The sequence below is a fragment of the Streptomyces beihaiensis genome, from assembly GCF_026274175.1.
Classification (GTDB): Bacteria; Actinomycetota; Actinomycetes; order Streptomycetales; family Streptomycetaceae; genus Streptomyces; species Streptomyces beihaiensis.
Genome location: NZ_JAPHNL010000275.1, coordinates 1 through 20,745, shown reverse-complemented (window position 1 = coordinate 20,745; position 20,745 = coordinate 1). Strand labels below are relative to the sequence as shown.

17 protein-coding genes are annotated in these 20,745 nt (G+C 70.9%); 14 read left to right on the top strand and 3 right to left on the bottom strand.

The annotated features are described in order from the left end of the window. Positions 1 to 21: 21 nt before the first annotated feature. Entirely contained in the window at positions 22 to 561 is a 540-nt protein-coding gene (locus OFY01_RS22855) for an adenine phosphoribosyltransferase (protein WP_266602856.1), read from the top strand. Positions 562 to 717: 156 nt separating this feature from the next. Continuing rightward, positions 718 to 3,297, top strand: a complete 2,580-nt coding sequence (locus OFY01_RS22850; RefSeq protein WP_266602854.1) for a RelA/SpoT family protein — start codon at positions 718 to 720, stop codon at positions 3,295 to 3,297. A gap of 75 nt (positions 3,298 to 3,372) precedes the next feature. On the opposite strand, the gene OFY01_RS22845 is transcribed toward OFY01_RS22850, so the two are convergent. Next, positions 3,373 to 4,605, bottom strand: coding sequence for a DUF349 domain-containing protein (locus OFY01_RS22845; RefSeq protein WP_266602852.1), 1,233 nt, complete (start codon positions 4,603 to 4,605; stop codon positions 3,373 to 3,375). Between the two features lie 154 nt (positions 4,606 to 4,759). Next, the gene (locus OFY01_RS22840; RefSeq protein ID WP_266602850.1) at positions 4,760 to 5,617 is read right to left on the bottom strand and encodes a peptidylprolyl isomerase; all 858 of its coding nucleotides are present in this window, start codon (positions 5,615 to 5,617) and stop codon (positions 4,760 to 4,762) included. A 148-nt stretch (positions 5,618 to 5,765) separates the two neighbouring features. Here OFY01_RS22840 and OFY01_RS22835 point away from each other — a divergent pair, with 148 nt between their 5' ends. The 5 genes from OFY01_RS22835 to rpsD all read left to right on the top strand — a co-directional run bounded on the left by OFY01_RS22835 (position 5,766) and on the right by rpsD (position 10,989). Then, a complete protein-coding gene (locus OFY01_RS22835; RefSeq protein WP_266602848.1) occupies positions 5,766 to 6,485 on the top strand; it encodes an MBL fold metallo-hydrolase in 720 nt (239 codons plus the stop codon). A 13-nt stretch (positions 6,486 to 6,498) separates the two neighbouring features. Further along, complete coding sequence (gene hisS, locus OFY01_RS22830; protein WP_266602847.1) at positions 6,499 to 7,764, top strand: histidine--tRNA ligase; 1,266 nt, start codon at positions 6,499 to 6,501, stop codon at positions 7,762 to 7,764. A gap of 107 nt (positions 7,765 to 7,871) precedes the next feature. Beyond that, positions 7,872 to 8,516, top strand: a complete 645-nt coding sequence (locus OFY01_RS22825) for a vitamin K epoxide reductase family protein (RefSeq protein WP_266602846.1) — start codon at positions 7,872 to 7,874, stop codon at positions 8,514 to 8,516. Positions 8,517 to 8,587: 71 nt separating this feature from the next. Continuing rightward, complete coding sequence (locus OFY01_RS22820) at positions 8,588 to 9,946, top strand: replication-associated recombination protein A (protein ID WP_266602845.1); 1,359 nt, start codon at positions 8,588 to 8,590, stop codon at positions 9,944 to 9,946. Between the two features lie 428 nt (positions 9,947 to 10,374). Further along, on the top strand, positions 10,375 to 10,989 hold the full coding sequence (rpsD, locus tag OFY01_RS22815; protein ID WP_266602843.1) for a 30S ribosomal protein S4: 615 nt from the start codon (positions 10,375 to 10,377) through the stop codon (positions 10,987 to 10,989). Here the strand turns inward: rpsD and OFY01_RS22810 are convergent. Continuing rightward, positions 10,977 to 13,226 (bottom strand): ATP-binding protein, encoded by a 2,250-nt coding sequence (locus tag OFY01_RS22810; RefSeq protein ID WP_266602841.1) that lies wholly within the window; start codon positions 13,224 to 13,226, stop codon positions 10,977 to 10,979. The two genes, rpsD and OFY01_RS22810, sit on opposite strands and share 13 nt — an antisense overlap. Positions 13,227 to 13,398: 172 nt before the next feature. Between OFY01_RS22810 and OFY01_RS22805 the strand changes: the two genes are divergently transcribed. From OFY01_RS22805 to OFY01_RS22775, 7 genes are all read left to right on the top strand, one after another. Beyond that, entirely contained in the window at positions 13,399 to 13,872 is a 474-nt protein-coding gene (locus tag OFY01_RS22805; RefSeq protein ID WP_266602839.1) for a DUF948 domain-containing protein, read from the top strand. 8 nt (positions 13,873 to 13,880) lie between these two features. Continuing rightward, on the top strand, positions 13,881 to 14,261 hold the full coding sequence (locus OFY01_RS22800) for a DUF6167 family protein (RefSeq protein WP_266602837.1): 381 nt from the start codon (positions 13,881 to 13,883) through the stop codon (positions 14,259 to 14,261). Continuing rightward, positions 14,261 to 16,933 (top strand): alanine--tRNA ligase, encoded by a 2,673-nt coding sequence (gene alaS / locus OFY01_RS22795; protein ID WP_266602835.1) that lies wholly within the window; start codon positions 14,261 to 14,263, stop codon positions 16,931 to 16,933. Before OFY01_RS22800 ends, alaS begins: the two co-directional genes overlap by 1 nt. Further along, positions 16,933 to 17,397 (top strand): Holliday junction resolvase RuvX, encoded by a 465-nt coding sequence (ruvX, locus tag OFY01_RS22790; protein ID WP_266602833.1) that lies wholly within the window; start codon positions 16,933 to 16,935, stop codon positions 17,395 to 17,397. The genes alaS and ruvX overlap by 1 nt, the downstream gene beginning before the upstream one ends. Before the next feature lie 124 nt (positions 17,398 to 17,521). After that, positions 17,522 to 19,201, top strand: coding sequence for an endolytic transglycosylase MltG (gene mltG, locus OFY01_RS22785; protein ID WP_266602831.1), 1,680 nt, complete (start codon positions 17,522 to 17,524; stop codon positions 19,199 to 19,201). A 10-nt stretch (positions 19,202 to 19,211) separates the two neighbouring features. After that, positions 19,212 to 20,033: a shikimate dehydrogenase gene (locus tag OFY01_RS22780; RefSeq protein WP_266602829.1), complete on the top strand. Its 822-nt coding sequence runs from the start codon at positions 19,212 to 19,214 to the stop codon at positions 20,031 to 20,033. 148 nt (positions 20,034 to 20,181) lie between these two features. Beyond that, on the top strand, positions 20,182 to 20,745 hold a 564-nt coding region (locus OFY01_RS22775; protein ID WP_266602827.1), incomplete at its 3' end, for a chorismate synthase.

The following is a 20,745-nucleotide window of genomic DNA, read 5'->3' as shown; positions in this document are numbered from 1 at the left end:
ACCGATTCCCGAGGTGCAGACATGACCGACATCAAGGAGCTGCTCCTCAGCCGTATCCGCGATGTTCCGGACTACCCGGAGCCCGGCGTCCTCTTCAAGGACATCACCCCGCTCCTCGCCGACCCGTCGGCCTTCACCGTCCTCACGGACACGCTCGCCGACCTCTGCGTGCGCCGCGGCGCCACCAAGGTCGTCGGCCTGGAGGCGCGCGGGTTCATCCTCGGCGCCCCCGTCGCCGTCCGCGCGGGCCTGGGATTCATCCCCGTACGCAAGGCGGGCAAGCTCCCCGGCGCCACGCTCAGCCAGTCCTACGACCTTGAGTACGGCTCCGCCGAGATCGAGGTGCACGCCGAGGACCTGGTCGCCGACGACCGGGTCATGGTCATCGACGACGTCCTGGCCACCGGGGGCACCGCCGAGGCAGCCCTCCACCTGGTGCGCCGCGCCGGAGCCGAGGTCGCGGGCGTCGCCGTGCTGATGGAACTGGGCTTCCTGCCCGGCCGCGACCGCCTGCTCACGGCGCTGGAGGGTGCCCCGCTGGACTCGCTTCTCGTCGTCTGAGCCCGTCGCGGGAGCCCGGCGGAATCCGCCGCCCGCCTCCCGCGTTGCTCCTGGTACGAGAGCGTCCCACCGGTCGGAGGCGAGCGGCGGGCATGGATCGCTACCATGGGCTTTCCGGGACCTGAACGGGGGACCCGACGCGCACGAGGAGCGCCGTTGCCAGACGAGGCCAAGCCACTCACCGCCGCCAAGGCCGACCAGCAGGCCGCTGCCCGGCCCGCGGCGGCCCCCGCCACGCCTGCCGAGCCCTCGCGGCCGGCGAAGTCCGCGGGGCCCGCGAGCACGGCGCAGAGCGCCTCCGGCACGCCCGCCGCCAAGCCCGAGCCGTCCGCCCCCGCACCGAGCCCCGCCGCCGAGCCGCGGCCCCCGGCCGAGCGGCCCCGGCCCACGCCGCCGCCCACCGTCCGCCCGGCCGCGAACCAGCCGACCGCGCGCTCCGGCTCCTCCAACCGCGTCCGCGCCCGTCTGGCCCGGCTCGGCGTGCAGCGCTCGAACCCGTACAACCCGGTCCTCGAGCCGCTGCTGCGGATAGTGCGCAGCAACGACCCCAAGATCGAGACGGCGACGCTGCGCCAGATCGAGCGTGCCTACCAGGTGGCCGAGCGCTGGCACCGCGGCCAGAAGCGCAAGAGCGGCGACCCTTACATCACGCACCCGCTCGCCGTCACCACGATCCTCGCCGAACTCGGCATGGACCCGGCCACCCTCATGGCGGGCCTGCTGCACGACACCGTCGAGGACACCGAGTACGGCCTGGACACCCTGCGCCGCGACTTCGGCGACCAGGTCGCCCTGCTCGTCGACGGCGTCACCAAGCTCGACAAGGTCAAGTTCGGCGAGGCCGCGCAGGCCGAGACCGTCCGCAAGATGGTCGTCGCCATGGCCAAGGACCCGCGTGTCCTGGTCATCAAGCTGGCCGACCGCCTGCACAACATGCGCACCATGCGCTACCTCAAGCGCGAGAAGCAGGAGAAGAAGGCGCGCGAGACCCTGGAGATCTACGCGCCGCTCGCCCACCGCCTGGGCATGAACACCATCAAGTGGGAACTGGAGGACCTCGCCTTCGCGATCCTCTACCCGAAGATGTACGACGAGATCGTGCGGCTCGTGGCCGAGCGCGCGCCCAAGCGCGACGAATACCTCGCCATAGTGACCGACGAGGTCCAGGCCGACCTGCGCGCCGCCCGCATCAAGGCGACCGTCACCGGCCGCCCGAAGCACTACTACAGCGTCTACCAGAAGATGATCGTGCGGGGTCGCGACTTCGCCGAGATCTACGACCTGGTGGGCATCCGTGTCCTCGTCGACACGGTCCGCGACTGCTACGCGGCACTGGGTACCGTCCACGCCCGCTGGAACCCGGTTCCGGGGCGGTTCAAGGACTACATCGCGATGCCCAAGTTCAACATGTACCAGTCGCTGCACACGACGGTCATCGGGCCCAGCGGCAAGCCGGTCGAGCTGCAGATCCGCACGTTCGACATGCACCGCCGCGCCGAGTACGGCATCGCCGCGCACTGGAAGTACAAGCAGGAGGCCGTCGCGGGCGCCTCCAAGGTGCGCACCGACGCCCCCAAGTCGTCCGGCAAGGGCAAGGACGAGCACCTCAACGACATGGCGTGGCTGCGCCAGTTGCTCGACTGGCAGAAGGAGACGGAGGACCCGGGCGAGTTCCTGGAGTCCCTGCGCTTCGACCTGTCGCGCAACGAGGTCTTCGTCTTCACCCCCAAGGGCGACGTCATAGCGCTGCCCGCCGGCGCGACCCCGGTGGACTTCGCGTACGCCGTTCACACCGAGGTCGGCCACCGCACCATAGGGGCGCGCGTCAACGGACGCCTGGTGCCCCTCGAATCGACCCTCGACAACGGCGACCTGGTGGAGGTCTTCACCTCCAAGGCCGACGGTGCGGGCCCGTCCCGCGACTGGCTCGGCTTCGTCAAGTCGCCGCGCGCCCGCAACAAGATCCGCGCCTGGTTCTCCAAGGAGCGCCGCGACGAGGCGATCGAGCAGGGCAAGGACGCCATCGCGCGCGCCATGCGCAAGCAGAACCTGCCGATCCAGCGCATCCTCACCGGCGACTCCCTCGTCACCCTGGCCCACGAGATGCGCTACCCGGACATCTCGTCCCTGTACGCGGCCATCGGTGAGGGCCACGTCACCGCGCAGTCCGTCGTGCAGAAGCTGGTGCAGGCGCTGGGCGGCGAAGAGGCGGCCAACGAGGACATCGCCGAGAGCGCACCGCCCTCACGCGGCCGTACCAAGCGCCGTTCCAGCGCCGACCCGGGCGTGGTCGTCAAGGGTGTCGACGACGTGTGGGTCAAGCTCGCGCGCTGCTGCACACCCGTCCCCGGCGACCCGATCATCGGCTTCGTCACGCGCGGCAGCGGCGTCTCGGTCCACCGCAGCGACTGCGTCAACGTGGAGTCGCTCTCCCGCGAGCCCGAACGCATTCTCGAAGTCGAGTGGGCGCCCACGCAGTCCTCGGTCTTCCTGGTCGCCATCCAGGTCGAGGCCCTGGACCGCTCCCGCCTCCTGTCCGACGTGACCCGCGTCCTGTCGGACCAGCACGTCAACATCCTGTCCGCGGCCGTCCAGACCTCCCGCGACCGGGTCGCCACGTCCCGCTTCACCTTCGAGATGGGCGACCCCAAGCACCTGGGCCACGTCCTGAAGGCCGTACGGGGCGTGGAGGGCGTCTACGACGTGTACCGGGTGACGTCGGCCCGCAGGCCCTGAGCACCGCGCACACGTACGTGAAGGGGGCCGGCACCGAACAGGTACCGGGCCCCCTTCACGTACGGAGTGGTGGCTTCAGCCGCCGAACTCCTCAAGCCCCTTGAGGGCCTGGTCGAGCAGCGCCTGCCGACCGTCCAGCTCGCGCTGGAGCTTGTCGGCCTTCGCGTTGTTGCCCTGGGCGCGGGCCTGTTCGACCTGCCCCTTGAGCTTGTCGACGGCCGCCTGCAGCTGACCGGTCAGACCCGCCGCACGCGCGCGTGCCTCCGGGTTCGTCCGGCGCCACTCGGCCTCCTCGGCGTCCTGGATGGCGCGCTCCACCGCGTGCATCCGGCCCTCGACCTTCGGCCGGGCGTCGCGCGGCACATGGCCGATCGCCTCCCACCGCTCATTGATCGAGCGGAAGGCGGAACGCGCCGCCTTCAGGTCCCCGACCGGAAGGAGCTTCTCGGCCTCCTCGGCCAGCTCCTCCTTGAGCTTCAGGTTCTCCGACTGCTCCGCGTCACGCTCCGCGAAGACCTCGCCGCGCGCCGCGAAGAACACGTCCTGGGCGCCGCGGAAGCGGTTCCACAGGTCGTCCTCGTGCTCGCGCTGGGCGCGGCCCGCGGCCTTCCACTCGGTCATCAGCTCGCGGTAACGGGCCGCGGTGGCGCCCCAGTCCGTCGAGTTCTGCAACTCCTGCGCCTCGGCGACCAGCTTCTCCTTGGCCTTGCGGGCCTCCTCGCGCTGCGCGTCGAGCGCGGCGAAGTGGGCCTTGCGGCGCTTGGAGAACGCCGAGCGGGCATGCGAGAAGCGATGCCACAGCTCGTCGTCCGACTTGCGGTCCAGGCGAGGCAGACCCTTCCAGGTGTCCACCAGGGCACGCAGCCGCTCACCGGCCGCCCGCCACTGCTCGGACCCGGCGAGTTCCTCCGCCTCGGCGACCAGCGCCTCCTTGGCGTGCCGCGCCTCGTCGGTCTGCTTGGCCTTCTGGGCCTTGCGCTCCTCGCGGCGCGACTCGACGGTCTCCACCAGCTTGTCGAGCCGCTTGACGAGCGCGTCCAGATCCCCGACGGCGTGCGCGTCCGTCACCTGGTCACGCAGGTGACCGATCGCCGTCATGGCGTCCTTGGACGACAGGTCCGTCGTCCGCACCCGGCGCTCGAGGAGCCCGATCTCGACGACCAGACCGTCGTACTTGCGCTTGAAGTAGGCCAGCGCCTCGTCAGGGGAACCGGCCTTCCAGGAGCCGACTTCACGCTCGGTGCCGTCGGCGTTACGCACGTACACGGTGCCCGTCTCGTCGACACGGCCCCACGGGTCGCTGCTCACAGCGCCTCCTCCACATGATGCCTGCGGGGGACTCGTGGGCCCCCGGACATCGTCCACAGTTTCGTCACCGCCAACATAGGCGACCGGCGGCGCGGCTGTCCGCATCCAGCGCGACCGAAATTTGGCGTTCTACGGGTCACAGCGGGGCACGACGTCAGGACTTGGTCACCGTCGCCTTGTTGATCACCACGGTCGCGTTCGGCGCCGTGTTGCCCGTCTGGTCCGCGGGCTGCGCACCCGCCTTGGCGATCTTCTTCAGGACCTTCATGCCCGAGTCCGAGATGGTGCCGAACGGGGTGTAGGTGGCCGGGAGTTCGCTGTCCTTGTACACGAGGAAGAACTGGCTGCCGCCGGAGTGCTTCTGGCCGGTGTTGGCCATCGCGACGGTGCCCGCCGGGTACGTGTACAGCTGCGTGCCCTGGACCTTCTTCGCCTTCTTCAGCGAGGAGTCCTTCAGGTTCTCGTCCGGGATCGTGTAGCCGGGACCGCCCTGGCCGGTGCCCGTCGGGTCGCCGCACTGCAGCACGTAGATGCCCTGGGTGGTCAGGCGGTGGCACTTGGTGTGGTCGAAGAAGCCCTTGCCCGCGAGGTAGTCGAACGAGTTCACCGTGTGCGGCGCGGCCTTCGCCTTCAGGGCGATGTCGATGTCACCGCACGTCGTGGCGAGCTTCATCGTGTAGGACGCCGACTTGTCGATCGTCATCGCCGGCTCCTTCTTCCAGGTCGCCGACTTCGCCTTGCCCGCGGCGGGCTTGGCGCACGGGTCGGGGCCCTTGGAGGCCGTCGGGCTCGGCGTCGCGCTCGCGCCCGCCGTGTCCGTCTTGTCCTTGCTGTCGCTCTTGAAGGCCCCGGCGGCGTACGCGCCGCCCGCGCCGAGCAGGGCGACCGCGACCACCGAGGCGATCACGGTGTTGCGCATGCGGGCCTTGCGCCGCGCCGCCTCGCGCCGCTGCTGCTGGCGCAGGAACTTCTCCCGGGCGAGCTGACGCTGCCGCTGATCCTTGCTGACCACCGGGTCTTCTCCTCGTACGTGTCGTGACCGTGGTTACGGGCCGTGGGCTGGTGCCCCGTACCGTATATGGGTTCGCTGTGGAATCGGCAGCGCCGGTAGGCTCTGAACTGCCGCATTCCACTGTTACGACGACACACGAAGGACGATCGTGCTGATTGCCGGGTTCCCGGCCGGGGCCTGGGGCACCAACTGTTACCTGGTCGCCCCCGCCGCAGGCGAGGAGTGCGTGATCATCGACCCGGGCCACCAGGCCGCCCAGGGAGTCGAGGACGCGCTGAAGAAGCACCGGCTCAAGCCGGCCGCCGTGATCCTCACCCACGGGCACATCGACCATGTCGCCTCGGTCGTGCCGGTCTGCGGCGCGCACGACGTGCCCGCGTGGATCCACCCGTCCGACCGCTACATGATGAGCGACCCGGAGAAGGGCATCGGCCGCACCATCGGCATGCCGCTCATGGGCGAGCTCACCGTGGGGGAGCCGGACGACGTGCGGGAGCTGACCGACGGCGCCGCCCTGAAGCTGGCCGGGCTCGACTTCTCCGTCGCCCACGCCCCGGGCCATACCAAGGGGTCGGTGACCTTCCAGATGCCCGAGGCCCCCGCCGGCGCCGACATCCCGTCGGTGTTCTTCTCGGGCGATCTGCTCTTCGCCGGCTCCGTCGGACGCACCGACCTTCCCGGTGGCTCCATGGACGACATGGTCGAATCGCTGGCCCGCGTGTGCCTGCCGCTCGACGACTCGACCGTGGTGCTGTCCGGACACGGCCCCCAGACGACCATCGGCCGGGAACGCGCCACCAACCCGTATCTGCGGCAGGTGGCCGCCGGCCAGGAAGCCTCCACCGAGGCTCCCCGACGAGGAATGTGACGAGACTCTTCCCGTGAGTACCTTCCAGGCCCCCAAGGGCACCTACGACCTCCTGCCCCCCGACTCCGCCACCTACCTCGCGGTGCGCGAGGCGATCGCCGCGCCGCTGCGCCGCTCCGGCTACGGATACGTCGAGACGCCGGGCTTCGAGAACGTCGAGCTGTTCGCGCGCGGTGTCGGCGAGTCCACCGACATCGTCACCAAGGAGATGTACGCCTTCGAGACCAAGGGCGGCGACAAGCTGGCGCTGCGCCCCGAGGGCACCGCCTCCGTGCTGCGCGCCGCCCTGGAGGCCAACCTCCACAAGGCGGGCAACCTCCCGGTCAAGCTCTGGTACTCGGGCTCGTACTACCGCTACGAGCGCCCGCAGAAGGGCCGCTACCGCCACTTCTCGCAGGTCGGAGCCGAGGCCATCGGCGCCGAGGACCCGGTCCTGGACGCCGAGCTGATCATCCTGGCCGACCAGGCGTACCGCTCGCTGGGCCTCAGGAACTTCCGTATCCTGCTGAACTCGCTCGGCGACAAGGAGTGCCGCCCCGTCTACCGGGCCGCCCTGCAGGACTTCCTGCGCGGCCTCGACCTCGACGAGGACACGCTGCGCCGCGCCGAGATCAACCCGCTGCGCGTCCTCGACGACAAGCGGCCGGACGTGCAGAAGCAGCTCACCGACGCACCCCTGCTGCGCGACTACCTGTGCGACGGGTGCAAGGCGTACCACGAGCAGGTGCGCGAACTGCTGACCGCCGAGGGCGTCGTCTACGAGGACGACCCGAAGCTGGTCCGCGGCCTCGACTACTACACCCGTACGACCTTCGAGTTCGTCCACGACGGCCTCGGCTCGCAGTCCGCGGTGGGCGGCGGCGGCCGCTACGACGGGCTGTCCGAGATGATCGGCGGCCCCTCCCTGCCGTCCGTCGGCTGGGCCCTCGGCGTCGACCGGACCGTGCTCGCCCTGCAGGCCGAGGGCGTCGAGCTCGAACTGCCCGCCGCGACCAGCGTGTTCGCGGTGCCGCTCGGCGACGAGGCACGGCGCGTGCTGTTCGCCAAGGTGACCGAGCTGCGCAAGGCCGGGGTCTCGGCCGACTTCTCCTTCGGCGGCAAGGGCCTCAAGGGCGCCATGAAGAACGCCAACCGGTCGGGGGCGCGGTACGCGCTCGTCGCGGGCGAGCGGGACCTCGCCGAAGGCGTCGTCCAGGTCAAGGACATGGAGTCGGGCGAGCAGGACGCGGTCGCGGTCGACGAGGTTGTGGCCGAGCTCACACGCCGCCTGGCCGGCTGATCCCGCCCGAGGTCACGCTTATCCACAACCAACGGTGAGCACCGGGGTCCGTGCGGCAGAATGGCCCTGCCCGCGGGCCCCAGACCACTCACCTATGGATCGGCGTGATGAGCCAGACGACCTCAGCAAGCGACAGCGTCACCCACGGCACCGGCCCCGCGGGCCCGGCCCCGACCGCCCGCGGCGGCAGCCGCGCCTTCGCACTGCTCCTGGTGATCACCGGGGCGGCGGGGCTGCTCGCCGCGTGGGTCATCACGATCGACAAGATCAAGCTCGCGGAGAACCCGCACTTCCAGCCCGGTTGTTCCATCAACCCGGTCATCTCCTGCGGCGACATCATGAAGAGCGCCCAGGCGTCCGTCTTCGGCTTCCCCAACCCGATGCTGGGCCTTGTCGCCTATGGGATCGTGATCTGCGTCGGCATGAGCCTGCTCACCGGTGCCCGCTTCCCGCGCTGGTACTGGCTGACGTTCAACGCGGGCTGCCTGTTCGGCGTCTGCTTCGTCTCGTGGCTGCAGTTCGAGTCCCTGTACCGGATCAACGCGCTGTGCCTGTGGTGCTCCCTGGCGTGGGTCGCCACCATCCTGATGTTCTGGTATGTCACATCCTTCAACATCCGCCACGGGTTCCTGCCGTCGCCGCGCTGGCTGAAGACCTTCTTCGAGGACTTCACCTGGGCCGTGCCCGTCCTGCACATCGGCATCATCGTCGTCCTGATCTTCACGCGCTGGGGCGACAAGCTCTGGGCCTGACCGGGACCCGCCGACCCGGGCCCGACCGGGCCCGGGGGGCGTTGTCAGTGGGGTGACATAGGGTTTTCGACGTGGAGCCCGACCTGTTCACCGCCGCTGCCGAAGACCGCCAGGAGAAGGACCCGTCCGCCAGTCCCCTGGCGGTCCGGATGCGCCCGCGCACCCTCGACGAGGTCGTCGGTCAGCAGCATCTGCTGGGGCGCGGATCGCCGCTGCGCCGACTGGTCGGCGAGGGCGGCGCCGGACCCGCCGGAGCCTCCTCGGTGATCCTCTGGGGCCCGCCCGGCATCGGCAAGACGACGCTGGCGTACGTCGTCTCCAAGGCCACGAACAAGCGGTTCGTCGAGCTCTCCGCGATCACCGCGGGAGTCAAGGAGGTCCGCTCCGTCATCGAGGGCGCCCGGCGCGCGATGGGCGGGCACGGCAAGGAGACCGTCCTCTTCCTCGACGAGATCCACCGCTTCAGCAAGGCCCAGCAGGACTCGCTGCTGCCCGCGGTGGAGAACCGCTGGGTCACGCTGATCGCGGCGACCACGGAGAACCCGTACTTCTCGGTGATCTCGCCGCTGCTCTCCCGCTCCCTCCTGCTCACCCTCGAACCGCTCACCGACGACGACCTGCGCGGGCTGCTCGCACGGGCGCTCACCGAGGAGCGGGGCCTGGCCGGAGCCCTCACCCTGGACGCGGACGCCGAGGAACACCTGCTGCGCGTCGCCGGCGGCGACGCCCGCCGCGCCCTGACCGCACTGGAGGCCGCGGCGGGGGCGGCCATCGACAAGGGCGAGGAGACCATCACCCTCGAGAGCGTCGAGGAGTCGGTCAACCGCGCGGCGGTGACGTACGACCGGGACGGCGACCAGCACTACGACGTCGCCAGTGCCCTGATCAAATCGATCCGCGGCTCGGACGTGGACGCGGCGCTGCACTATCTGGCGCGCATGATCGAAGCGGGCGAGGACCCGCGGTTCATCGCCCGCCGCCTGATGATCTCGGCGAGCGAGGACATCGGCCTCGCCGACCCCACGGCGCTGCCCACCGCGGTCGCCGCCGCCCAGGCCGTCGCCATGATCGGCTTTCCCGAGGCGGCGCTCACCCTCAGCCACGCCACGATCGCGCTGGCACTCGCACCCAAGTCCAACGCCGCCACCACCGCGATCGGCGCCGCCATGGAGGACGTCCGCGGCGGCCTGGCCGGACCCGTGCCGCCACACCTGCGCGACGGCCACTACAAGGGCGCCGCCAAGCTCGGCCACGCCCAGGGCTACGTGTATCCGCACGACGTGCCCGGCGGGATCGCGGCGCAGCAGTACGCGCCCGACGCGATCGCCGGCCGCCGGTACTACCGGCCCACCCGGTACGGGGCGGAGGCCAGGTACGCCGACGTGGTGGAGCGGGTGCGTGAGCGGTTGCGGGGCGAAGGGGGCGGATGAGCGCCCGCCCGGGGCGGCTGTGTCACCGGGTGGGCTCCCGCACGCGCGGGAGCCGAGGCGGGTTCGGGCCACTGCGCCGCATCCGGTAGACTCCCCGCAGCGCTGCGTCTCGTGCCCGACATCCCGAAAGGGAGACGGGCGACACCAGAGCGAGACATCCAGCCGGATCCCCCGAACCGCGAGGCACAGGGGATCCAGGAGCGTCGCGCACCGTCGAAAGGTGTCGCGGGCAGCCCGCCACCGCCCCGGTTCCGTGAGGACCCGGGAAGCGGCCGGTGGGCCACTCGCGTGCTGCACGTATGTGCCCAGACCTGGGAGCGGCTGCCCACCCGTCCGTCAGGACGACGTGGGTTTCCCGGGCTGCGGATGCGACCTCCCGAAACCCTGGTGAAGCCGTATTCAGATCAGAAACATGAGGTGTCGGTTCCATGGCGAACCAGTCCCGCCCCAAGGTCAAGAAGTCGCGTGCCCTCGGCATCGCGCTGACCCCCAAGGCCGTCAAGTACTTCGAGGCCCGCCCCTACCCGCCGGGCGAGCACGGCCGCGGCCGCAAGCAGAACTCGGACTACAAGGTCCGCCTGCTCGAGAAGCAGCGTCTGCGCGCCCAGTACGACATCAGCGAGAAGCAGCTCGCCCGCGCCTACGACCGCGCCAAGAAGGTCGAGGGCAAGACGGGTGAGGCGCTCGTCGTCGAGCTCGAGCGTCGCCTCGACGCCCTGGTGCTGCGTTCGGGCATCGCCCGCACCATCTACCAGGCCCGGCAGATGGTCGTCCACGGCCACATCGAGGTCAACGGCCAGAAGGTCGACAAGCCCTCGTTCCGTGTCCGTCCCGACGACGTCGTGATGGTCCGCGAGCGCAGCCGCAACAAGCCGCTGTTCCAGGTCGCGCGTGAGGGCGGCTTCGCCCCCGAGGGCGAGACCCCGCGTTACCTCCAGGTCAACCTGAAGGCCCTGGCCTTCCGCCTGGACCGTGACCCGAACCGCAAGGAGATCCCCGTGGTCTGCGACGAGCAGCTCGTCGTCGAGTACTACGCCCGCTGACCTCCCGTACCGGGATCTCCCTCAGCGGAGAGCGGATGTAGTACCACCTGCGTCTCAGCCCGCCGTCTCCCCACCGCTCGCGGTCGGGGAGGCGGCGGGTTCGCGTTGCGCAGCGCCCGGGACACCGCCTCGTCGTGGCCGAGCCGCTCACCCGCCCGCGTCAGCTCCTCGAACCGCGCGTCGCCCAGCGCCTCGCGGGCCTTCGCCTCGCACAGCGCGTGCGGCGCGTTGTAGTGGGCGGAACCGAACAACGGCAGGCCCACCGACGGCCAGATCCGCGCTGCCGCGCCCTGCAGCACCGCGGCCTCCGCGGCGTCCCCCTCGGCCACCGTGACCAGCGCGAGCAGCTCGACGGCGAGCACCGTGCCGAGCAGGTCGTGGAACTCGTGGTCGATCGCCAGACACCGCTCCAGCAGCGCACGGGCACGCGCGAGCCGGCCCTCGGCCCAGTCCGCGTACGCGAGCACATAGAGCGCGTACGCGAGGGTCCAGCGCTCCCCGTGGTCCTCGCACACCTGCCGCACGTCCTCGCACAGCGCCGCGGCCTGGGCCAGATCGCCCCGGAACGCCACCGTCATCGCCAGCTCGACCTGGCCCATCAGGACGTTGCTGTTCAGCTCGCCGATCTCCCGGTAGCGCACGAGCGCGTCCCGCAGCAGCCGCTCCGCGCGCGGCAGGTCGTCCGTGACCAGCGCCAGACACCCGGTGCGGTGCACGGCGTACGCGAGCGCAGTGGCGTCGCCGCCGCGCTCCGCCGCGTCGTGGCACTCCTGGAGCGCCGCCAGTGCGGGCACGGTGTCGCCCTGGAGGATCGCCACGTAGCCGAGCACCCACAGTGCCTTGAGCCGTGCGCCGCCGTGCTCGCCCTGACCGCCCGCCTCGCCGTGACCCGCCTCCTCGTCGCCATCGGCGTCGCCGCGGTCCAGGGCGATGCTGCGGTCCAGCCAGTGCCGCCCCTCCGAGAGGCGGCCGCAGCCCGACCAGTAGAACCACAAGGTGCCCGCCAGATACTGGCCGAGATGCGTCTGGCCCGGCTCCGTCAGGCAGAACTCCAGAGCGGCCCGCAGATTGGGCAGCTCCGCTTCGACCCGGGCCGCCACCGCGCTCTGCCGCGGCGAGAACCACTCCAGCTCGCACCAGGTGGCCATGCCCAGGTACCAGTCCCGGTGCCGGCTTTGCATGCGGCCTTGGTCGCCGATGCCGGCCAGCCACTCGGCGCCGTACGCGCGCACCGTGTCCAGCATCCGGTAGCGCACCCCGGCCGGGGTCTCCTCGCGCGCCACCACGGACTGGGCGAGGAGCTCGTCGAGCGTGTCAAGGACCGTGTCCGCGGGAAGGTCCTCGCCACTGCACACGTACTCGGCCGCCTCCAGGTCGAACGGGCCGCAGAACACCGAGAGCCGCGCCCACAGCAGCCGCTCCGCCGGCGTGCACAGCTCATGGCTCCAGCCGATCGTCGTACGCAGTGTCTGGTGGCGCGGCAGCGCGTCCCGGCCGCCGCCCGTGAGCAGCCGGAACCGGTCGTCGAGCCGTTCGAGCAGACGGCGGGGCGACAGCGCCCGCAACCGCCCCGCCGCCAGTTCCACCGACAGCGGCAGGCAGTCGAGGCGGCGGCAGACCTCGAGGACGTCGTCCCGGCAGCCGTCGTCCAGGTCGAAGCCGGGCAGCAGCGCGGCCGCCCGGTCGGCGAACAGTTCCACCGCGTCCGCGGCCGTCAGCGGGGCCAGCGGGAACAGCCGCTCGCCCTCCAGGGCCAGCGGCCTGCGTCCGACGGCGACCACGCGCAGGCCCGGTGCCGCGCGCAGCAGGTCCCGTAACAGCGCGGCGCACGCGTCGACCAGGTGCTCGAAGCCGTCCACGACGAGCAGCAGCCTGCGCTCCGCGAGATGGTCCACGAGAACCTGGCGCGGCGGGCGCGGTGTGTGGTCGGTCAGACCGAGCGCCTCCACGACGGCGTGCTCGACGAGTTCCTCCCGGCGGACCGGGGCGAGCTCCACCCGCCACACCCCGTCCGCGGGCGCCGCGTCGGCGGCGGTCCGGGCGAGCGCGTGCGCGACGAGCCTGGACTTGCCGACGCCGCCGGAGCCGGTGACGGTGACCAGGCGCGTCGCCGACAGCGCGCAGTCGAAGGCGGCGAGCTCCGCGGACCGCCCGACGAAACGGTTCAGTTCATGGGGGAGGTTGCCGGGGCGCGGGGGAGCGGCCGTGAGGGAGTGGGGGCGCGAAGTGCGTCGCATAGGGCACGGAGCGTACCCAGTTGTACGCACTCCGTACAATCGGCCTGGTCGATCCGGCCGCCCGGCGACCGCTCCCGCGCGCGCGTCGAATCCGGTACGGAGCCCGTGGTCCGGCGCGATAGGCTCATGGGACGACTTCTCGAGCCAGTGACAAGCAAGGGGCGGTGCACACGTGTCCGGTGGCGAGGTGGCCGGGATCCTGGTGGCCGTGTTCTGGGCGATCCTGGTCTCGTTTCTCGCGGTCGCGCTCGCGCGGCTCGCCCAGACGCTGCGGGCCACCACCAAACTGGTCGCCGACGTGACAGAGCAGGCCGTCCCGCTTCTCGCCGACGCCTCCACCGCCGTACGCTCCGCGCAGACCCAGATCGACCGGGTCGACTCGATCGCCTCGGACGTCCAGGAAGTCACGTCGAACGCGTCGGCGCTCTCCTCGACCGTGGCCTCCACCTTCGGCGGGCCGCTGGTCAAGGTGGCCGCCTTCGGCTACGGGGTGCGCAGGGCCATCGGCGGCCGCAATAAGGACGTGCCCGCCAAGCAGCGGCGACGTACCGTGATCGTGGGCCGCACGGTCCCGGGCGCGCGCCGTGCGGGGCGGAGCGATCGCGCCGCCCGGACCAACAGGACCGACCGGAATTCGAGGGACTGAACCGAGCGATGTTCCGCCGTACGTTCTGGTTCACCGCGGGCGCCGCCGCCGGCGTGTGGGCCACCACCAAGGTCAACCGGAAGCTCAGGCAGCTGACCCCGGAGAGCCTCGCCGCGCAGGCCGCGAACAAGGCGGTCGAGGCGGGCCACCGGCTCAAGGACTTCGCCCTCGACGTCCGCGACAACATGGCCGAGCGCGAGGCCGAACTCGGTGACGCGCTGGGCCTGAACGACCCGGTGGACGCCGAGATCGGAGCGCTGCCCGCGCAGCGCCGCTTCGCGGCCGTCGAGAACACCTTCAAGACCGAGCAACCGAAGTACCTCGAGGCCACCGAGGTCTCGAGGGCCCCGCACCACGACCCGCACAACAACCGGAATGAGGACCACTGATGGAGTCGGCTGAAATCCGTCGCCGCTGGCTGAGCTTCTTCGAGGAGCGTGGCCACAAGGTCGTGCCCTCGGCGTCGCTCATCGCGGACGACCCGACTCTGCTGCTGGTGAACGCGGGCATGGTCCCGTTCAAGCCGTACTTCCTCGGTGAGGTCAAGCCGCCCGCCCCGCGCGCCACGTCCGTGCAGAAATGCGTGCGCACCCCGGACATCGAAGAGGTCGGCAAGACCACCCGCCACGGCACGTTCTTCCAGATGTGCGGCAACTTCTCCTTCGGTGACTACTTCAAGGAAGGCGCCATCAAGCTGGCCTGGGAGCTGCTCACCTCCGCCCAGGACCAGGGCGGCTACGGCCTGGACCCGGAGAAGCTCTGGATCACCGTCTACCAGGACGACGACGAGGCCGAGAACATCTGGAAGGACGTCGTCGGCGTGCCCGCCGAGCGCATCCAGCGCCTGGGCAAGAAGGACAACTTCTGGTCCATGGGCGTGCCGGGCCCGTGCGGTCCGTGCTCCGAGATCAACTACGACCGTGGCCCCGAGTTCGGCGCCGAGGGCGGCCCCGCCGTCAACGACGAGCGGTACGTGGAGATCTGGAACCTGGTCTTCATGCAGTACGAGCGGGGCGCCGGTATCGGCAAGGAGGACTTCGAGATCCTCGGCGACCTGCCGAGCAAGAACATCGACACCGGCCTCGGCCTCGAACGTCTCGCCATGATCCTGCAGGGCGTGCAGAACATGTACGAGACCGACACCCTGCGCGTCGTCATCGACAAGGCCACCGAGCTCACGGGCGTGCGCTACGGCGACAAGCACGACACGGACGTCTCGCTGCGCGTCGTCGCCGACCACCTGCGTACGTCGACGATGCTCATCGGCGACGGCGTCACGCCGGGCAACGAGGGCCGTGGCTACGTACTGCGCCGCATCATGCGCCGCGCCATCCGCAATATGCGCATCCTCGGCGCCACCGGGCCGGTCGTCGGCGAGCTGCTCGACGTCGTCATCAAGACGATGGGGCAGCAGTACCCGGAGCTGATCACCGACCGCAAGCGCATCGAGGCCGTCGCCCTCGCCGAGGAGGCCGCCTTCCTCAAGGCCCTCAGGGGCGGCACCAACATCCTCGACACCGCCGTCACCGAGACCAAGGCCGCCGGCAAGACGGTCCTCCCCGGCGACCAGGCGTTCCTGCTCCACGACACCTGGGGCTTCCCGATCGACCTCACCCTGGAGATGGCCGCCGAGCAGGGCCTGACCGTGGACGAGGACGGCTTCCGCCGCCTGATGAAGGAGCAGCGGGAGCGCGCCAAGGCCGACGCCCAGGCCAAGAAGACCGGCCACGCCGACCTGGGCGCCTACCGGGAGATCGCGGACGCCGCCGGTGCCACCGACTTCATCGGCTACACCGACACCCAGGGCGAGTCCCGCGTCGTCGGCCTGCTGGTGAACGGTGTCTCGTCCCCGGCCGCCACCGAGGGCGACGAGGTCGAGGTCGTCCTCGACCGCACCCCCTTCTACGCCGAGGGCGGCGGCCAGATCGGCGACACCGGCCGCATCAAGCTCGACAACGGGGCGGTCGTGGAGGTCCGCGACTGCCAGAAGCCGGTCCCGGGCGTCTACGTCCACAAGGGCGTCGTCCAGGTCGGCGAGGTCACCGTCGGGGCCCCGGCCCAGGCCGTCATCGACGTGACCCGGCGCCGCGCCATCGCCCGCGCCCACTCCGCCACCCACCTCACCCACCAGGCGCTGCGTGACGCGCTCGGCCCGACGGCCGCCCAGGCCGGTTCGGAGAACCAGCCGGGCCGCTTCCGCTTCGACTTCGGCTCGCCTTCGGCCGTGCCGACGACCGTGATGACGGACGTCGAGCAGAAGATCAACGAGGTGCTCGCCCGCGAACTCGACGTCCAGGCCGAGGTCATGGGCATCGAGGACGCCAAGAAGCAGGGCGCCATCGCCGAGTTCGGCGAGAAGTACGGCGAGCGCGTCCGTGTCGTCACCATCGGCGACTTCTCCAAGGAGCTGTGCGGCGGCACCCACGTGCACAACACCGCCCAGCTCGGCCTGGTCAAGCTGCTCGGCGAGTCGTCCATCGGCTCCGGCGTGCGCCGCATCGAGGCCCTGGTCGGCGTCGACGCGTACAACTTCCTCGCCAGGGAGCACACGGTCGTCGCCCAGCTCCAGGAGCTGGTCAAGGGCCGCGCCGAGGAACTGCCGGAGAAGATCTCCACGATGCTCGGCAAGCTGAAGGACGCCGAGAAGGAGATCGAGAAGTTCCGGGCGGAGAAGGTACTCCAGGCCGCCGCCGGTCTCGTCGACTCCGCCAAGGACGTCCGCGGCATCGCCGTCGTCACCGGCCAGGTCCCGGACGGCACGAGCGCCGACGACCTGCGCAAGCTGGTCCTCGACGTCCGGGGCCGCATCCAGGGCGGCCGCGCCGCGGTCGTCGCCCTGTTCACCACCGTGGGCGGCAAGCCGCTCACGGTCATCGCCACCAACGAAGCCGCCCGCGAGCGCGGCCTCAAGGCCGGTGACCTGGTCCGTTCCGCCGCCAAGACGCTCGGTGGCGGTGGCGGCGGCAAGCCGGACGTCGCCCAGGGCGGCGGCCAGAACCCGGCCGCCGTCGGCGACGCCATCGACGCCGTGGAGCGCCTCGTCGCGGAGACGGCCGGCTGATGCGCAGAGGCCGCCGCCTGGCGATCGACGTCGGGGACGCCCGGATCGGGGTCGCGTCCTGCGACCCCGACGGGATTCTCGCCACCCCGGTCGAGACGGTGCCGGGGCGTGACGTCCCGGCCGCCCACCGGCGACTGCGTCAACTCGTCGAGGAGTACGAGCCGATCGAGGTGGTCGTCGGCCTGCCCCGCTCCCTCAAGGGTGGCGAGGGCCCGGCGGCCGCCAAGGTCCGCAGCTTCACCCAGGAGCTCGCCCGCGGCATCGCGCCGGTCCCGGTGCGGCTCATCGACGAGAGGATGACCACAGTCACGGCGAGCCAGGGGCTGCGCGCCTCGGGCGTGAAGTCCAAAAAGGGCCGCTCTGTCATCGATCAGGCCGCGGCCGTCGTCATTCTGCAGCAGGCTCTGGAGTCCGAACGGGCGTCGGGCGAGGCTCCCGGTGAGGGCGTCGAAGTGGTCATCTGATCGCGATACGGTAACGTTCCGCGCGACCGGCGGCGTTCGAACAGCCGCCGCACAGCATCATGAGGCGGATCGGCTGCCGTGCCCGAGCGTGGAGCGGCCCCGCCTCGCGGCTCGTAGGGGATCGATGACTGAGTATGGCCGGGGCCAAGGTCCCGCACCGTGGCATCCCGAGGACCCGCTCTACGGCGATCAGGGATGGGGACAGCAGACCGGCGACGGTCAGACTGTCCACGGCGGCCAGGGGCAGTACTACCCGCAGCAGCCGTACCAGCAGCACCAGCCTCAGCAGGCGTACGGCGGTGACTGGGGCACGGGCCAGCAGCCGCAGCAGCCCCAGCACCCGGGCTACGGCCAGCAGATGTACGACCAGCAGGGCTACGACGGTTCCCAGCAGTACCCCCAGGGCGGCTGGGACACCACCGGTCAGGCCCCTGCCCAGGCGCAGTACCCGTACGCCGCCGACCCCGCGGACCCCTACGGCACCGGCCAGAACGCCGCGTACAACGGCGAACAGCCGGACTACTACGACACCCCCGGTGCCTACCCGCCGCCCGAGCCGCCGGGCCGGCGCCGCGACCCTGAGCCGGAGACGGACTGGGACCCGGGCCCCGACCAGGGCGAGCACGCGTTCTTCGCGGGCGGCGACGACGGCGACGAGGACGACGAGTACGAGCGGGACGGCGGCCGCGGAGCCCGGCGCGGGCGCGGCGGGCGCAAGCCCAAGAAGCGCCGCAGCGGCTGTGCCTGCCTCGTCCTGACGGTGATCTTCGCCGCCGGTGTCGGCGGCGTCGGCTACTTCGGCTACCAGTTCTACCAGGACCGTTTCGCCTCGCCCCCGGACTGGTCGGGCGACGGCAACGGCGAGACCGTCACCGTGGTCATCGCCAAGAACTCCGGCGGCTACGCGATCGGCAGGCAGCTCAAGGAGGCGGGCGTCGTCGAGAGCGTCGACGCCTTCGTCGCGGCACAGACGTCCAACCCGAAGGGCAAGTCGATCCAGGCCGGCGCCTATCTGCTGCAAAAACACATGTCGGCCGCGAGCGCCGTCGACCTGCTGCTCAGCCCGAAGAGCCGCGCCAACCTCACCATCCCCGAGGGCACCCGCAACGCCAAGATCTACAAGATGATCGACGACCGTCTGAAGGTGCCCGAGGGCACCACGGCGAAGGCGGCGAAGAAGGACTACAAGAAGCTCGGCCTGCCCGACTGGGCACTCGACCACCCCCACACGAAGGACCCGCTGGAAGGCTTCCTCTTCCCCTCCAGCTACGGCGTCGCCAAGGGGCAGAAGCCCGACGCCGTGCTCAAGGACATGGTCTCGCGGGCCACCGACATGTACGACGAGCTCGGAGTCGAGCAGAAGGCGAAGAGCCTCGGCCTCGACGGCCCCTGGCAGCTGATCACGGTCGCCAGTCTCGCCCAGGCCGAGGGCACCAGCCACGACGACTTCCGCAAGATGGCCGAGGTCGTCTACAACCGCCTCAAGCCGAACAACCCGCAGACCTACGGCAGGCTCGAGTTCGACTCCACGTACAACTACGTGAAGAACCAGAGCAAGATCAACCTGAGCCTGACCGAGCTGCGCAAGGACGACAACCCGTACAACACCTACTACCACAAGGGCCTGCCGCCCGGGCCCATCGGCAACCCCGGTGAGGACGCTCTCAAGGGCGCCCTCGACCCGACCCACGACGGCTGGTACTACTTCATCTCGATGGACGGGAAGACCAGCAAGTTCACCAAGACCAACGCCGAGCACCAGAAGCTGGTCGACGAGTGGAACGCGCAGCAGAACAAGGACTGAGCAGACACCGATGGCAGGAAAGCGCAGGGCGGCCGTACTCGGGTCGCCCATCGCCCACTCCCTCTCGCCGCAGCTGCACAACGCGGCGTACGCGGCGCTGGGCCTCGACGACTGGACGTACGACCGCTTCGACATCGACGAGGCCGCCCTGCCGGGGTTCTTCGCCGGGCTCGGGCCCGAGTGGGCGGGGCTGTCACTGACGATGCCGCTGAAGCGGGCGGTGATCCCGCTGCTCGACGAGATCACCGGCACCGCGCGGTCCGTGGAGGCCGTCAACACCGTCGTGCTCCGCCCCGACGGACGGCGCGTCGGCGACAACACCGACATCCCGGGACTCGTCGCGGCGCTGCGTGAACGCGGCGTCGAGAAGACCGAGTCCGCGGCGATCCTCGGCGCGGGAGCCACCGCGTCCTCCGCGCTCGCCGCGCTCTCCCGGATCTGTTCCGGCGAGGTGACGGCGTATGTGCGCAGCGAGCGTCGCGCCGACGAGATGCGCGGATGGGGCGACCGGCTCGGCGTGCGGGTGCGCACCGCCGACTGGGCGGACGCCGCGCACGCCTTCGACGCCCCGCTGGTGATCTCCACGACGCCGAAGGGCACCACCGACGACCTCGCGGCACGGCTGCCGCAGCGGGTGGGCACGCTCTTCGACGTGGTCTACGACCCGTGGCCGACACCGCTCGCGGCCGCGTGGCAGCAGCGCGGCGGCTCCGTGCTCAGCGGCCTCGACCTCCTCGTCCACCAGGCGGTCTTCCAGTTCGAGCAGTTCACCGGCGACCGGCGGCCGGTGCTCGACGCGATGCGCGCGGCCGGCCGCGCGGCGCTGGGCTGAATCCCGCCCGGCCGAAGGTCCGCAGGCCGGACACCGAAGACGCGCGCACCCCTCGGCATGGGAGGATCGGGGACACAGGGCGGCGCGGGCCGCACACCCGGGGCCCGCCCGCAGAGGCGTACGCAGAGCGCGAGCATGAGGAGCACCGTTGAGCAGGTTGCGCTGGCTGACGGCGGGGGAGTCGCACGGCCCCGCACTCGTGGCGACGCTGGAGGGGCTTCCCGCCGGCGTTCCGGTCACCACGGAGATGGTGGCGGACCACCTGGCACGGCGGCGTCTGGGCCATGGCCGCGGGGCTCGGATGAAGTTCGAGCGTGACGAGGTCACCTTCCTGGGTGGTGTGCGGCACGGTCTCACGCTCGGTTCGCCGGTCGCGGTGATGGTCGGGAACACGGAGTGGCCGAAGTGGGAACAGGTCATGGCCGCCGACCCGGTCGATCCGGAGGTCCTTGAGGACCTGGCACGCAACGCCCCGCTGACCCGGCCGCGGCCCGGCCACGCGGATCTGGCGGGCATGCAGAAGTACGGCTTCGACGAGGCGCGTCCGATCCTGGAGCGGGCGTCCGCGCGGGAGACGGCGGCGCGGGTGGCGCTGGGCGCCATCGCCCGCTCGTATCTCAAGGAGACGGCGGGGATCGAGATCGTCTCGCATGTGGTGGAGCTGGCGGCGGCGAAGGCTCCGTACGGCGTCTACCCGACCCCCGCCGATGTC

Bases quoted from the DNA above. Each gene is read 5' to 3' on its own strand.
- OFY01_RS22855 (WP_266602856.1), top strand. From the start codon at position 22: ATGACCGACATCAAGGAGCTGCTCCTCAGCCGTATCCGCGATGTTCCG.
- OFY01_RS22825 (WP_266602846.1), top strand. From the start codon at position 7,872: ATGAGCCAGACGACCTCAGCAAGCGACAGCGTCACCCACGGCACCGGC.
- rpsD (WP_266602843.1), top strand. From the start codon at position 10,375: ATGGCGAACCAGTCCCGCCCCAAGGTCAAGAAGTCGCGTGCCCTCGGC.
- OFY01_RS22810 (WP_266602841.1), bottom strand. From the start codon at position 13,226: ATGCGACGCACTTCGCGCCCCCACTCCCTCACGGCCGCTCCCCCGCGC.
- OFY01_RS22800 (WP_266602837.1), top strand. From the start codon at position 13,881: ATGTTCCGCCGTACGTTCTGGTTCACCGCGGGCGCCGCCGCCGGCGTG.
- alaS (WP_266602835.1), top strand. From the start codon at position 14,261: ATGGAGTCGGCTGAAATCCGTCGCCGCTGGCTGAGCTTCTTCGAGGAG.
- ruvX (WP_266602833.1), top strand. From the start codon at position 16,933: ATGCGCAGAGGCCGCCGCCTGGCGATCGACGTCGGGGACGCCCGGATC.
- mltG (WP_266602831.1), top strand. From the start codon at position 17,522: ATGACTGAGTATGGCCGGGGCCAAGGTCCCGCACCGTGGCATCCCGAG.
- OFY01_RS22780 (WP_266602829.1), top strand. From the start codon at position 19,212: ATGGCAGGAAAGCGCAGGGCGGCCGTACTCGGGTCGCCCATCGCCCAC.